Raw genomic sequence first — 12497 nt, forward strand, 5'->3', positions numbered from 1 at the left:
AAACGTCCGTCTCAGGGTCCAAGCTTACTGCCGGGGGGCGGGATTGTGTCAAGCTGGCTTGACGGGCAAACTGGCGGACCACGCGGGCAGAACGGCCGCGGCCGGGTTTGCGGGCAGGTGGCGAAAGCGGCGGGCGACGCGGCGACGGTCGGGCGGCGTTCTCAGGCCGACGTTCGGCGACCCGGCCGTTTCGCCCAGTCCCGGTTTCCACTGTCTGCTGAATGCATGAAGGCCGGACGATCGTCCGGCCCCACGCTATCCCTGTCGCAGGCTCGGCGCCAGCGTGCGTTCAGCGCGAAACGGGCTTGCCGAGATAGGTCTGCTGGCCGACCCGAACGGCGATCCGGCCATCGCCCAGATCGCCTTCAAACTGACCCTGCACGGAAATGCAGCTTCCAACGGTAATGGTTCGAATCACGGCGGTGCTCCTCCTTCGTGTAACACCACTATGACTACGTTTTCTTAGGAACGAATTACTTTCTGCCGAGTTGGGGAACCCGCGTGCAAGATTTCACATCGCTTTTGCATAATTGTTGCACAGCGGGCACATGGCTGTGCGTTGGCCCCCGCGAATGCGGCGCAATTAAAGCCAGTCGCGCAGGATCGGGATCAGCGGCAGGTCGGCAGGCGGCATGGGATAGTCGGTGAGCTTTCGCGCCGGAACCCAGGCCAGTGCCTGCCCCTCGCGCCCCTGCGGCACGCCCGACCAGCGACGGCAGGCGAAGAGCGGCATCAGCAGGTGGAAATCGTCATAGGCGTGGCTGGCGAAGGTCAGGGGCGCGAGGCACGAGTTCCACGTCTCGATCCCCAGCTCCTCGTCCAGTTCGCGGATCAGCGCGGCCTCGGGCGTCTCGCCCGGATCGACCTTGCCGCCGGGGAATTCCCATAGGCCCGCCAGCTGCTTGCCGGCCGGGCGCTGCGCCAGAAGGACGCGCCCGTCCGGGTCGATCAGCGCGACGGCGGCGACCAGCAGCAGCCGTCGCGACGACACGTCCGCCATCCGATCAGGACCGGTAGTCGGCGTTGATGTCGATGTAGCGGTGCGTCAGGTCGCAGGTCCACACCGTGCGTGCGAACCGCCCCAGCCCCAGGTCCACGCCGATCACCAGCCGGTCCTGCTTCATGTAGGCGCTGGCCTCGGCCTCGTCATAGCCGGGCGACCGCCAGCCCTTTTCGGCCAGCACCATGTCGCCGAAGCGGATCGACAGCTTGTCGCGGTCGGCCTGCGCGCCGGACTTGCCGACGGCCATCACGACCCGGCCCCAGTTCGCGTCCTCGCCCGCGATCGCGGTCTTGACCAGCGGAGAGTTCGCCACCGCCATCGCGACCTTGTGCGCGTCCTCCTGCGTCATCGCGCCGGTGACCTGCACCTCGACGAACTTCGTCGCGCCCTCGCCGTCCATGACGACCTGCTTGGCAAGATCCAGCATCACGCCCTGCAGCGCCGCCTGAAAGTCGCGGGCGGGCTTTTCGCGCATGTCGGTGATGGGCTTTGCCGCCGATTTCCCGGTCGCCGCCAGGATCAGCGCGTCCGAGGTCGAGGTGTCGCTGTCAACCGTGATCGCGTTGAAGGTGGCGTCGAGCTGGTTCGACAGCATCCGCTGCAGAAGCTTCGCAGGGATCGCCGCGTCGGTGAAGATATAGACCAGCATCGTCGCCATGTCGGGCGCGATCATGCCCGAGCCCTTGGCGATGCCGGCGATGCGGATCGTGCCGCCGTCGCCCTTGATCTCGGCCGAGGCGCCCTTGGGGAAGGTGTCGGTGGTCATGATCGCGCGCGCCGCCGCGGCGATCCCCTCGTCATCCAGCGCGCCGGCCAGATCGTCCACGATCCCGGCGATGCGGGCGGCGGGCAGCGGCTCGCCGATGACGCCGGTCGAGCTTGAGAACACCCGTTTCACCGGCACCCCCAGCGCCTGGGCCACGGCGCCGGTGACGGTGTCCACCGCCTTTTGCCCCTGCGCGCCGGTGAAGGCGTTGGCGTTGCCGGAGTTCACGATGATCGCCGCCCCGGTGCTGTTGTCCGGGACGCCCTTCAGCTTGGCCTGGCAGTCGAGGATCGAGGCGGCGCGGGTCGAGGATTTCGTGAACGCGCCCGCGATGGCGGTGCCGGGGGCAAGGCGCACCAGCATCACGTCGGTGCGGCCCTGATACTTCACCCCGGCGGCGCCGGCGGCGAACTCGACCCCGTCGATCACGGGAAGGTCGGGAAAGGACGCGGGCGCGAGCGGCGACACGACGACCGCCTTGGCCGTGGGTGCCGCCCCGGCCTTGCCCTTGCCCTTCTTGCCGCCGCCCGCCGCCAGCTTCAGCGCCTTTTCGGCCGCCTTCTGGGCGGCCTTTTCGGCTTTCCTGTCGGCCTTGTTCCCGTCCTTCGCCATCGCGCGCCCCAGCCCCCGTTCGTGGTTCAGTTCTTGGTGATGTCGGTCGAGCCGAGAAGCGCGGGGTCCAGCCCCTCGGTCTTTTCGACCTTGGCCGCGGCTGCGATGCGCTCGATTTCCGCCGCCACGCGGTCGCGGCGGACCTGCGTCGCCAGCTCGTCGCGGACCTCGTCGAAGGCGGGGGCGGCCTGGGTGCGTTCGTCGATCAGCTTGATCACGTGCCAGCCGAACTGCGACTGGACCGGGGCGGACACCTTGCCCTTTTCCAGCGCGACGACGGCGTTGGCGAACGGCTCGACCATCTGGTCGGGGGTGAACCAGCCCAGGTCGCCCTTGTTCGCAGACGAATTGTCGGACGACTTTTCCTCGGCGATGGTGCCGAAGTCGGCGCCGCCTTCCAGCTGGGTCACGATCGCCTTGGCCTCGTCCTCGGTCGCGACCAGGATGTGGGCGGCGTTGTATTCGGTCTTGGGCGTGACGCTGGCGCCGAACGCCTTGTCGTAGGCGGCCTTCAGTTCGTCCTCGGTCGGCTCGGTTTCGGCCACGCGCTGCAGGGCGGCGGTGGACAGGTAGCCGCGCCGCTCGAGTTCCATGACGGCGGTGTCGCGGGGCGTCACGGCCTTCGCGCCTTCCTGCGCGACGGCGGCCTGGCGCACCATCTGGTCCAGCATCAGGTTCCACAGCCCGGCGTCGTCCAGCCCCGCCTTCGCCTGCTCGTCCAGCGAGTCCTTCATCGCGACCATCTGGCCCAGGGTGATCGCCTCGCCGTTGACGGTGGCGACGACGGTCGTGGCGTCCTGGGCAAAGGCAGGCGCGGCGCTCAGGGCGAGTGCGGCAAGGATCGGACGGATCATCGGTATTCCTTTCAGGGTGCGCCTGCGGGTCCCGGGACCCGTGGCCGCGAAGGCCGCCGAAGGGCAGCGGCGTTGACAGTCAGGCGGGGCGGGCCTACATCCGGCGCAACCGAAATCATGCGCGCCCGCCGCCGCTTTTTCCGGCCCTCTGATAGGGCAAGGCCATCGGTGCGGGCAAGTGGCAACACCTGCGCTTTCCCTCACGAAGGACAACATGCTCGGCATCGGCAATCTGGCGAAGAAGGTCTTCGGCACCCCCAACGACCGCAAGGTGAAATCGGTGCGTCCGCTGGTGGCGCAGATCAACGCGCTCGAGCCCCGCTTCCAGGCCATGTCGGACGACGACCTGATCGGCAAGACGCGCGAGCTGCAGGGCCGCGCGCAGTCGGGCGAAAGCCTTGACCGGCTGCTGCCCGAAGCCTTCGCCAACTGCCGCGAGGGCGCGCGCCGCGCCCTTGGCCTGCGCGCCTTCGACACCCAGCTGATGGGCGGGATCTTCCTGCACGAAGGCAACATCGCCGAAATGAAGACGGGCGAGGGCAAGACCCTAGTCGCGACCTTCCCGGCCTACTTGAACGCGCTGGCGGGCAAGGGCGTCCACGTCGTCACCGTCAACGACTACCTCGCCAAGCGCGACGCCGAGTGGATGGGCAAGGTGTTCGCGCAGCTCGGCATGGCGACCGGCGTCGTCTATCCGTTCCAGGACGAGGCGGAAAAGCGCGCGGCCTACCGCGCCGACGTGACGTACGCCACCAACAACGAGCTGGGCTTCGACTATCTGCGCGACAACATGAAGGGCTCGATCGAGGAGATGAGCCAGCGCGGCCATTTCTTCGCCATCGTGGACGAGGTGGACTCGATCCTGATCGACGAGGCGCGAACGCCGCTCATCATCTCGGGTCCGAGCCAGGACCGCAGCGAGCTTTACCGCGTCCTCGACGGCTTCATGCCCGAGCTGACGCCCGCGCATTACAAGCTGGACGAAAAGACCCGCAACGCGACCTACACCGAAGACGGCAACGAGTTCATGGAACGCCGCCTGCAGGCGGCCGGCGTCCTGCCCGAGGGGCAGACGCTTTATGACCCGGAATCCACCACCATCGTGCATCACGCCAACCAGGCGTTGCGCGCGCACAAGCTGTTCCACCGCGACCAGAACTATATCGTCAAGGACGGCGACGTGGTGCTGATCGACGAGTTCACCGGCCGGATGATGGCCGGGCGCCGCCTGTCGGACGGGCTGCACCAGGCGATCGAGGCCAAGGAAGGCGTCGAGATCCAGCCCGAGAACGTGACGCTGGCCAGCGTGACGTTCCAGAACTACTTCCGCCTTTACGAAAAACTCGCCGGCATGACCGGGACGGCGGCGACCGAGGCCGACGAATTCGCCGAGATCTACAAGCTCGGTGTCGTCGAGGTACCCACGAACCGTCCGATCCAGCGCCAGGACGAACACGACCGCGTCTATCGCACCGCGACCGAGAAATACGCCGCCGTGATCGAGGCGATCCGCGAGGCGCATGGCCGCGGCCAGCCGCTGCTGGTCGGCACGACCTCGATCGAGAAGTCGGAAATGCTGTCCGACATGCTCAAGCGCGAGGGGGTCGCGCACAACGTCCTGAACGCGCGCCAGCACGAGCAGGAAGCCTATATCGTGGCCGAGGCGGGCAAGCCCGCCGCCGTCACCATCGCCACCAACATGGCCGGGCGCGGCACCGACATCCAGCTTGGCGGCAACGTCGAGATGAAGGTCATGCAGGCGCTGGCCGAGAACCCCGAGGCGCACCCGGACGAGCTGCGCGCCCGGATCGAGGCGGAACACGCCGCCGACAAGCAGGCCGTGCTGAATGCGGGCGGGCTGTTCGTGCTGTCGACCGAACGCCACGAAAGCCGCCGGATCGACAACCAGCTGCGCGGCCGCTCGGGCCGGCAGGGCGACCCGGGCCGGTCGCTGTTCTTCCTGTCCCTTGAGGACGACCTGATGCGGATCTTCGGGTCCGAGCGGCTGGACAAGGTGCTGTCCACGCTGGGGATGAAGGACGGCGAGGCGATCGTCCACCCGTGGGTCAACAAGTCGCTGGAACGCGCCCAGGCCAAGGTCGAGGGGCGCAACTTCGACATCCGCAAGCAGCTTCTCAAGTTCGACGACGTGATGAACGACCAGCGCAAGGCGATCTTCTCGCAGCGTCGCGAGATCATGGAATCGGGCGACGTGGGCGACATCGCGGCCGACATGCGCGCGCAGGTGATTGACGACCTCGTCGACGATCACATGCCGGCCCGCAGCTACCCCGAGCAGTGGGACCTCGCCGGTCTCAAGGCGGCGCTGGTCGAGCGGCTGAACATGGACCTGCCGGTCGCCGAATGGGCGGCCGAGGAAGGCGCGGATCAGGAAACCATCCGCGCCCGGATCGCGCAATCGACCGACGAATACATGGCCCGCAAGGCCGAACAGTTCGGGGCCGAGAGCATGGCCCAGATCGAAAAGCAGGTGCTGCTGCAGCAGATCGACGCCAAGTGGCGCGAGCATCTGGTGACGCTGGAGCATCTGCGCTCGGTCGTGGGCTTTCGCGGCTACGCGCAGCGCGATCCGCTGTCCGAATACAAGACCGAGGCGTTCCAGCTGTTCGAAGGGCTGCTGGACGGGCTGCGCGGCGACGTGACCCAGAACCTCGCCCGGATCCGCCCGCTGACGGACGCCGAGCGAGAGGCGATGATGCGCCAGTACCAGGACCAGCGCGACCAGCAGGAAGCGGCGATGCAGCCCTCGCACGAGAACGACGGGGGCGGCAGCGGTGTCGGTGGCGAGGCGGGTGCGAACGGCGCAGGCAACGCGGTTTCGGCCCGCGCCCCGGGCTTCGACGAGGCCGACCCGGCGACGTGGGGCAACCCGTCGCGCAACGACCCGTGCCCGTGCGGCTCGGGCGAGCGGTTCAAGAACTGCCACGGGCGGTTGGTGTGATCTGATCGGGTAGGCTGGCGGCGGTGGTGGGGTCGGCCTTTGCTGCCCGCTGATCGCGCCAACGCTATTTTCGTTGCCGATGCTGGCGTGACAGGCAGCGTCCGTCCTTTTGTGACCTGAGGTTTGCCGTTGCTGTCAGGGCAGCGGCGCGCCTCGCCTGATGCTCGTCTCAGACCCTTGCTAACAATTTTGTGGTGCGCTGGCGTGGCATCGGGTGCCGGTCATCTCGTCGACCTGCGCCCAGACTGCGGGCAGCGACCTAAGGCGGCAACCCGCAGGCAGACCGGCGAACAATCCGTGTGGGCTGCCCACGCCGACCCGTTCATCCTCGCTCGCGCAGCCGTCCCGCCGCCGCGGCCGCAAGCAGCGCCGCGGTCCCTGTCGATGTCTGCCGGTAAAGCCCCATCCGCGCCATCCGCACAGCGGCGATCGGCCCCGGCGCGGTCAGCGCCGCCGCGAACCCGTCCAGCAGGGCACGGCTCGCCGGATCGAGCAGATGCCGCGCCCCCTGCAGCGCCGCGACGTTCGCGCGCAGCCAGGTGCCGTAATCTCCCGCCCCCAGCATCGCCACCCGCGCCAACCGCGCTCGCCACGTGTCGTTCCGCCCCATGACATTGCCGCGATGCTGGCGGTAAAGCACGGTCGTCTGCGGATCCCTGACCAGCCGCGCTCCGGCGCCGGACAGAAGCTGGTAGGCCCACCAGTCGTGCGAAATCACCCCCGCCTCGGATGCCGCCCCCGCGCCTTCGCGCAGCAGCGCCGCTGCGGCCGGGTTGGCGAGGAACGTGTTCCCCGGCATGCAGGCCTGCACCAATGCGTTCCGGAACGACGGCGGCCGCGTGTAAAGCGGCGCGGGTGCGAGTTCCCGCAGGTCCTCGTCGCAGATGATGGTTCGCGATGACGTGGCCGCCGGTCGGTCGGCTGGTGCCGCGCCGGATGCGAGCGCCGCCATCCCGCGCGACAGCCGATGCGGCAGCCAGGCATCGTCCTGATCGCAGAACGCCAGCCATTCACCCGGTTCCGCTTGACCCAAGAGCGACAGGAAGTTGCGCGTCGCACCGCCTCGCGGCCCCTCGACGACGCGGATGTCGCGCCCGGGATGGCGTCGCGCGAAATCCTCCACCAGCCGCCGCGTGGCGTCGGTCGAGCCGTCGTCGGACACGACCAGCCGCCACGCGGGCCAGTCCTGCGCGGCGAGGCTGTCCAGCTGGCAGGCGATGTGCCGCGCCCCGTTGAACGACGCGAGCAGGATCGCGACCTGCGCGCCGCCCTTCACGCCATCATCGCGACCGGTGGCCCTGTCCGGCCAACCGGTAATGTCCTGACTTCGACCTGACGCTGGATCGCTCATGCAGACGGGCTACCCAAACACCGTCCCATACGCCAGCACCCGCATGACTGGCGCAGCGGTCCGGGACGCTCGGTTCAGCGCGCCTCTTGCCGGGCGATGTCGCCGATCAGCACGGCACTGATCTCGGGCACCGTCGCCTGCGCCGTTCGGGCCAAGTCCGCGCGCAGCGTGCGAAGCTGCGGCTCGGCGGTGAAGTTGCCGTCGAAGCCGCCGGTGTTGGCGTGGATCAGCAGCTGCCGCAGCACCGCGTCGCGCAGCTTGAGCTCGTGGGCGTAGACGATCTCGGCCGATCCCGCCGGCACCTCGAGCGACAGGCTCAGCACCATCGTCGATTCAAGCCGTCCGTTGCGCATGACCGGCACAAAGAACTGCTGCGGAAACTGGAACCAGGTGGTGTCGCCGCTGGTCCTTTCGCCCGACCCGCCGCTCGACTCGTCGTCTGATCCGCCGCCGTGCTCGCCCGCTGAGGATCCACCATGCGCCGCGGCTTTGCCATGGTCCGCCGGCTTCTTCTCATCCGCGGCGGCGTGCCCCGCCGTTCCGCCCGCGCTGGCGGCAGAATGGTCCTTTGCATCCGTCACCGCCTCCGCGTCCGCTTCGCCCGGCGCTGCCACCGGAGACGCGCCGTGATCCCCCCCGCCTTCGGCCGCCTCACCGCCCGCCGCCTCGACCGCGTGCCCGCTTTCGTCAGCCGCCGCCGTGCCGCCGCGCAGATAGTCGCCCGCACCGGCGCCCGCGATAAACGCCACCAGCGGCAAGGCCAGCCCCAGGATCTTCCGGATCATCGGCACGCCCTCAATACGGCAGCACGATGTCGGCCAGTTGCTGGCCGTAGCGCGGCTGCTGGACGTCGCTGATCTGCCCGCGCCCGCCATAGGATATCCGCGCGCCCGCGATGCGGTCGTAGGCGATTTCGTTCCTGCGATCCACGTCCGACGGGCGGACGAAGCCGCTGACGGTCAGCTCGCGCATCTCGTAGTTCACCCGCACCTCCTGCGTGCCCTGGATCCGCAGGATCCCGTTCGGCAGCGTGTCCACGATGGTCGCCGCGACCCGCAGCGTCAGCTTGTCGCGGCGCGAGATCGAGCCGCTTCCCTTGAAGGACGACGACGACTTCGCCTGCGCCAGGTCCTCCATGCTGGCGCCCTCGGGCAGGATCTCGTCGATCCGCTGCGGCAGACCCACGAGCGAGGGGATGCTGACCTTTTCGCCCGCCGTCCGCGACCGGCCGCTGGAGTTCGACATCTCGGCGCGGTCGTCGATCTCGATCACCACAGTCAGGATGTCGCCGCGGGTCGATGCGCGGCGGTCGCCCACCAGCGACATCGGCTTGCCCGTCCAGAGCGAGGCTTGCGCGTCCGCCCGCACCGGCGCGTCGGGGAACAGTATCGGCGGCTCGGTCATCGCCTGGAACTCCTCGGTCGTCCGGGGTTCGGTCATCCGGGGCGGCTGGCCCACATCGGCGACCCGGCTGCAGGCCGACAGCGCGGCGGCGGAGCACAGAAGGACGATCGGCAGGCGGGAAATGTGTCGTTTGCTGGTCATTGCGTATCTTTCAGTTCTGGCGTTCGGCGACGGACAGGCTGCCGTCGGCATTGACGCGGGCGTTGAGCATCGCGCGCGAGGAAAGGTTCATCACCCGGACCGTTGCGCCGGCACTGCCCGATCCCAGCGCGCGCCCCTCGGTCTCGATCGTGAGGCGGCCGCGTTCGTAGCGCAGGGTCACGACCTGGTTGCGCGACACGAGGTCGGGGGCGGACAGGTTGCCCGCCTGGATCGGGCGGCCGGCATAGACGGCAACGCGGGTCTGAAGCCCCAGCGCCACCGCCGGGTCGATCCCCGCGCCCGGACCGGATGCGATGTCGGCCGCCGACAGGATCGTGCCGGCCGGCAGGTTCCGCCCCGCCACGGCGCCTGCATCCTGCGCCAGACCCGGGAAGGGCAGGGAGAAAACAACGCAGGCGGGCAGGGCCAGCCGCAGGGCGATCGCGCGCGCGCCCATCACCGCACCTGCACCGTGGCGCCCATCATCTGGTCGGCGGCGGTGATGACCTTGGCGTTCAGCTCATAGCCGCGCTGCGCCTTGATGAGTTCCGAGATCTCGCGCACCGGATCGACGGCGCTGTCTTCCAGGTAACCCTGCCGCAGCGTGCCGAGGCCCTGTTCGCCCGGCAGCGCGATGGTGGGCGCGCCCGAGGCGGGGGTTTCGAGAAACAGGTTCGATCCCGTCGCCTCGAGCCCCTTTTCGTTGACGAAGCCCGCAAGCGTGATCTGGCCCAGGTTCTCGGGCTCAACCCGGTCGTCGAAGAAGGCGTTGACCTCGCCCGTGGCGCTGATCGAGATGCTGCGCGCCTCGGCCGGAATGGTGATGCCCGGCGCCAGCGGGAAGCCGTCCGAGGTCACGATCTGCCCGTCCGCCGACCGCTTGAGCGCGCCGTCGCGGGTATAGGCCGACGCGCCCGAGGGCAGCGTCACTTCAAGATAGCCCGGCCCGTCCATGGCAAGGTCCAGGTCGCCGCCGGTCTGGGCAAGCGAGCCCTGCGCCAGCGTGATCGACACCGTCGTGGGCCGCACGCCCAGGCCCAGCTGGACGCCTGCGGGAACCATCGTCCCCTCGGCCCCCGTGATCGTTCCCGGCCGCGTCGCCTGCTGATAGGCGAGGTCCGCGAACTCGGCGCGGCGGGCGTTGTAGCCGGTGGTCGACATGTTGGCGAGGTTGTTCGAGATCACCTCGACCCGCGTCTGCTGCGCGCTCATGCCGGTGGCGGCGATGTGGAGGGCCTTCATGCGTTCACCTTTCAGCGTGTGAGGGATGTGATGGCGGCGCGGATCCGCTGGTCCTCGGCGTCGAGAAACGACTGGCCAAGCTCGTATGCGCGCTGGACCTCGACCATGCGGGCGATTTCCAGCACCGGATCGACGTTCGATCCTTCCAGAAAACCCTGGCGCACCGTCGCCCGGGGCAGGGGCTGGGCCCCGTCGGCCCCGAACAGCGTGCCGCCGAAATGGCGCATGTCCTGGGACTGCCCGGGCGCGAAGATGCCCACGCGCGCAAGCGGCAGCCCGTCGGCGGCCACGGTCCCGTCGGGGGCCACGGACACCGACCGCGCGCCCGGCGGCACGATAATCGGCGCCTGGCCGTCGTCCAGCAGCGGATGGCCGTCGCCGTTGACGACCTGCCCTTCGGCCGAAGGCGTGAAGCTACCCGCGCGGGTCAGCCGGTTGCCCTGCGGCGTCGCGACCATGAAGAAGCCGTCGCCTTCAAGGCCAAGATCCCAGGTCCCGCCGGTGCCCGACAGCGAGCCGGGGCGCAGGTCCACGTCGCGGCCGCGCGCGTTCGCCATCGACAGCGTCTCGCCGGCGTGGTCGAGCGAGGTCATGTGTTCGGAAAACACCACGCCCTCGCGCCGGAAGCCGGTTGTGTCGGCGTTGGCCACGTTGTTGGCGACCGCGCGCATCTCGCGCATCAGGCCGGACTGGCGGGTGAGGCTGGCGTAGATCGCGTTGTCCATCTCAGCCGCCCCCGACCAAAGGCAGGATCTGATCGGTGAAGAAGCCCGACAGCAGCGTCGTCATGAAGCTCATCGTGACCCAGAAGACGGCGAGCATCAGGCCCACCTTGGGCACGAAGGTCAGCGTCATCTCCTGCACCGAGGTCAGCGCCTGGAACAGGCCGATCGCCACGCCCGCGACCAGCGCCACGATCAGAAGGGGCGCGGACATCTGCACCGCGATCCACAGCGCCTGCCGGGTCATGTCGAAGATCTGGGTCTCGTCCATGATCGTCAGACCGGCATCCGCAGGATGTCCTGGTAGGCCTCGACCACCTTGTCGCGGATCGCCACCGCCGTCTCGAGCGCAAGCTGCGCCTCGGCGATCGACTGGACCAGCTGGTGGGTATCGGCGGCGCCGGTCATCGCGCCCTGCGCGGCGATGTCGGTCTGCGCCATGACCTGGGTGAAATCGGCGGCGGCGCCGGACAGCGCCTGTCCCAGACCCGCGCCGGGGGTGGCAGAGGGCGCCACGGCGGGGCGGGCGGCGGCATAGGCGGAAACGGCGTTCTGGATCATGGCAACGCTCCTCAGCGGCGGATCAGGTCAAGAAGGGCGGACGACATCTGGCGCGACTGCTCGAACACCTTGAGGTTCGCCTCGTAGCTGCGGCTCGCCTCGCGCGAGTCGGCGATCTCGATCACCAGATCGACGTTCGAGCCGAGGTAGTAGCCGTCGTCGCCCGCCATCGGGTTGCCCGGATCGTAGATTTCGGGCAGGGCGGCGCGGTCGTGCTGGCTGCGGCTCGTGGTGACGGCGCCGGTGTCGCGGCCGTGAGCGTGCTGGGGTTCGAACTCGACCAGCTTGCGGCGGTAGCCGGGCGTGTCGGCGTTGGCGATGTTTTCCGAGATGTGGCGCAGGCGCACGGATTGCGCCTTCATCCCCGAGGCGGCGATGGCGGTGGCGGTCAGTTCGGCCATGATCCGCCTCAGCGCCGGCCGAGGCTGGTGCGCAACAGCGACAGCCCGGACTGATAGACCGACAGGGACAGGTCGAACTGCCGCTTGGTATCGGCCTGGCGCACCAGCTCGTCCTCGATCGAGACCGTGTTGCCGTTGGGCGAGGGCTCGCCGCCCGCGTCGATGTGCGAAAGGGCGCCGGTCGGTTCGCTTGCGGGGATATGCTGGCGGCGCGTGGCGCGCAGGCCCGTCGCGGGGGCGTCAATGCTGTCGGTGAAGTCGCGCAGGTCCTGCGCCCGGTAGCCGGGCGTGTCCGCGTTGGCGACGTTGCGGGCCACCTGGGACTGGCGCGCCGCGGCGTGCGCGCCCATCTGGCCCGCCATCCGCATGATTCCGATTCTGTCCAGCAAGGGCTTCTCCTCTTGTCCGATAAACCCGGTCTTAACCCTGAGATGTTTATAAACGGTTGAGACGCTTGTGTTTTTCGTTAACGGGGACT

At 68.7% G+C, this 12497-nt stretch carries 15 protein-coding genes; 1 reads left to right on the forward strand and 14 read right to left on the reverse strand.

What is annotated here, in order from left to right; all coding sequences use genetic code 11:
* Positions 1–289: 289 nt before the first annotated feature.
* The 4 genes from FNF32_RS15730 to FNF32_RS03180 all read right to left on the reverse strand — a co-directional run bounded on the left by FNF32_RS15730 (position 290) and on the right by FNF32_RS03180 (position 3235).
* Complete coding sequence (locus FNF32_RS15730; RefSeq protein ID WP_281285637.1) at positions 290–418, reverse strand: hypothetical protein; 129 nt, start codon at positions 416–418, stop codon at positions 290–292.
* Between the two features lie 165 nt (positions 419–583).
* Positions 584–1000 carry an 8-oxo-dGTP diphosphatase MutT gene (gene mutT, locus FNF32_RS03170; protein ID WP_131674282.1) on the reverse strand — a complete coding sequence of 139 codons (417 nt, stop codon included), beginning with the start codon at positions 998–1000 and terminating at the stop codon, positions 584–586.
* A gap of 4 nt (positions 1001–1004) precedes the next feature.
* Positions 1005–2381 carry a bifunctional glutamate N-acetyltransferase/amino-acid acetyltransferase ArgJ gene (argJ, locus tag FNF32_RS03175; protein WP_131674281.1) on the reverse strand — a complete coding sequence of 459 codons (1377 nt, stop codon included), beginning with the start codon at positions 2379–2381 and terminating at the stop codon, positions 1005–1007.
* A 26-nt stretch (positions 2382–2407) separates the two neighbouring features.
* Positions 2408–3235, reverse strand: coding sequence for a peptidylprolyl isomerase (locus FNF32_RS03180; RefSeq protein WP_131674280.1), 828 nt, complete (start codon positions 3233–3235; stop codon positions 2408–2410).
* A 214-nt stretch (positions 3236–3449) separates the two neighbouring features.
* Here FNF32_RS03180 and secA point away from each other — a divergent pair, with 214 nt between their 5' ends.
* Complete coding sequence (gene secA, locus FNF32_RS03185) at positions 3450–6197, forward strand: preprotein translocase subunit SecA (RefSeq protein ID WP_131674279.1); 2748 nt, start codon at positions 3450–3452, stop codon at positions 6195–6197.
* Between the two features lie 322 nt (positions 6198–6519).
* On the opposite strand, the gene FNF32_RS03190 is transcribed toward secA, so the two are convergent.
* From FNF32_RS03190 to FNF32_RS03235, 10 genes are all read right to left on the reverse strand, one after another.
* Positions 6520–7473, reverse strand: a complete 954-nt coding sequence (locus FNF32_RS03190) for a glycosyltransferase (RefSeq protein ID WP_185961833.1) — start codon at positions 7471–7473, stop codon at positions 6520–6522.
* 149 nt (positions 7474–7622) lie between these two features.
* On the reverse strand, positions 7623–8333 hold the full coding sequence (locus FNF32_RS03195) for a hypothetical protein (RefSeq protein ID WP_131674277.1): 711 nt from the start codon (positions 8331–8333) through the stop codon (positions 7623–7625).
* Between the two features lie 10 nt (positions 8334–8343).
* Positions 8344–9093 (reverse strand): flagellar basal body L-ring protein FlgH, encoded by a 750-nt coding sequence (flgH, locus tag FNF32_RS03200; RefSeq protein ID WP_131674276.1) that lies wholly within the window; start codon positions 9091–9093, stop codon positions 8344–8346.
* Between the two features lie 10 nt (positions 9094–9103).
* Complete coding sequence (gene flgA, locus FNF32_RS03205; RefSeq protein WP_131674275.1) at positions 9104–9550, reverse strand: flagellar basal body P-ring formation chaperone FlgA; 447 nt, start codon at positions 9548–9550, stop codon at positions 9104–9106.
* Entirely contained in the window at positions 9550–10335 is a 786-nt protein-coding gene (gene flgG / locus FNF32_RS03210; RefSeq protein ID WP_131674274.1) for a flagellar basal-body rod protein FlgG, read from the reverse strand. Before flgG ends, flgA begins: the two co-directional genes overlap by 1 nt.
* Positions 10336–10346: 11 nt before the next feature.
* Entirely contained in the window at positions 10347–11060 is a 714-nt protein-coding gene (locus tag FNF32_RS03215; protein WP_131674273.1) for a flagellar hook-basal body complex protein, read from the reverse strand.
* A 1-nt stretch (position 11061) separates the two neighbouring features.
* Positions 11062–11328 (reverse strand): flagellar biosynthetic protein FliQ, encoded by a 267-nt coding sequence (locus tag FNF32_RS03220; protein ID WP_131674272.1) that lies wholly within the window; start codon positions 11326–11328, stop codon positions 11062–11064.
* A 5-nt stretch (positions 11329–11333) separates the two neighbouring features.
* On the reverse strand, positions 11334–11618 hold the full coding sequence (gene fliE, locus FNF32_RS03225) for a flagellar hook-basal body complex protein FliE (protein ID WP_131674271.1): 285 nt from the start codon (positions 11616–11618) through the stop codon (positions 11334–11336).
* Between the two features lie 11 nt (positions 11619–11629).
* Positions 11630–12019, reverse strand: coding sequence for a flagellar basal body rod protein FlgC (gene flgC / locus FNF32_RS03230; RefSeq protein ID WP_131674270.1), 390 nt, complete (start codon positions 12017–12019; stop codon positions 11630–11632).
* Positions 12020–12027: 8 nt separating this feature from the next.
* Complete coding sequence (locus FNF32_RS03235) at positions 12028–12408, reverse strand: FlgB family protein (RefSeq protein WP_131674269.1); 381 nt, start codon at positions 12406–12408, stop codon at positions 12028–12030.
* Positions 12409–12497 lie beyond the last annotated feature (89 nt).

Origin of the sequence: Paracoccus marinus (genome assembly GCF_007018965.1) — a bacterium.
In the GTDB taxonomy this organism is placed as follows: Bacteria; Pseudomonadota; Alphaproteobacteria; order Rhodobacterales; family Rhodobacteraceae; genus Paracoccus; species Paracoccus marinus.

Excerpts from the sequence above, each read along its gene's own strand:
- flgG (WP_131674274.1), bottom strand. The coding sequence starts at position 10,335 with ATGAAGGCCCTCCACATCGCCGCCACCGGCATGAGCGCGCAGCAGACG.
- FNF32_RS03195 (WP_131674277.1), bottom strand. The coding sequence starts at position 8,333 with ATGATCCGGAAGATCCTGGGGCTGGCCTTGCCGCTGGTGGCGTTTATC.
- flgH (WP_131674276.1), bottom strand. The coding sequence starts at position 9,093 with ATGACCAGCAAACGACACATTTCCCGCCTGCCGATCGTCCTTCTGTGC.
- FNF32_RS03220 (WP_131674272.1), bottom strand. The coding sequence starts at position 11,328 with ATGGACGAGACCCAGATCTTCGACATGACCCGGCAGGCGCTGTGGATC.
- FNF32_RS03180 (WP_131674280.1), bottom strand. The coding sequence starts at position 3,235 with ATGATCCGTCCGATCCTTGCCGCACTCGCCCTGAGCGCCGCGCCTGCC.
- argJ (WP_131674281.1), bottom strand. The coding sequence starts at position 2,381 with ATGGCGAAGGACGGGAACAAGGCCGACAGGAAAGCCGAAAAGGCCGCC.
- secA (WP_131674279.1), top strand. The coding sequence starts at position 3,450 with ATGCTCGGCATCGGCAATCTGGCGAAGAAGGTCTTCGGCACCCCCAAC.
- mutT (WP_131674282.1), bottom strand. The coding sequence starts at position 1,000 with ATGGCGGACGTGTCGTCGCGACGGCTGCTGCTGGTCGCCGCCGTCGCG.
- flgC (WP_131674270.1), bottom strand. The coding sequence starts at position 12,019 with ATGGCCGAACTGACCGCCACCGCCATCGCCGCCTCGGGGATGAAGGCG.
- FNF32_RS03215 (WP_131674273.1), bottom strand. The coding sequence starts at position 11,060 with ATGGACAACGCGATCTACGCCAGCCTCACCCGCCAGTCCGGCCTGATG.
- flgA (WP_131674275.1), bottom strand. The coding sequence starts at position 9,550 with ATGGGCGCGCGCGCGATCGCCCTGCGGCTGGCCCTGCCCGCCTGCGTT.
- fliE (WP_131674271.1), bottom strand. The coding sequence starts at position 11,618 with ATGATCCAGAACGCCGTTTCCGCCTATGCCGCCGCCCGCCCCGCCGTG.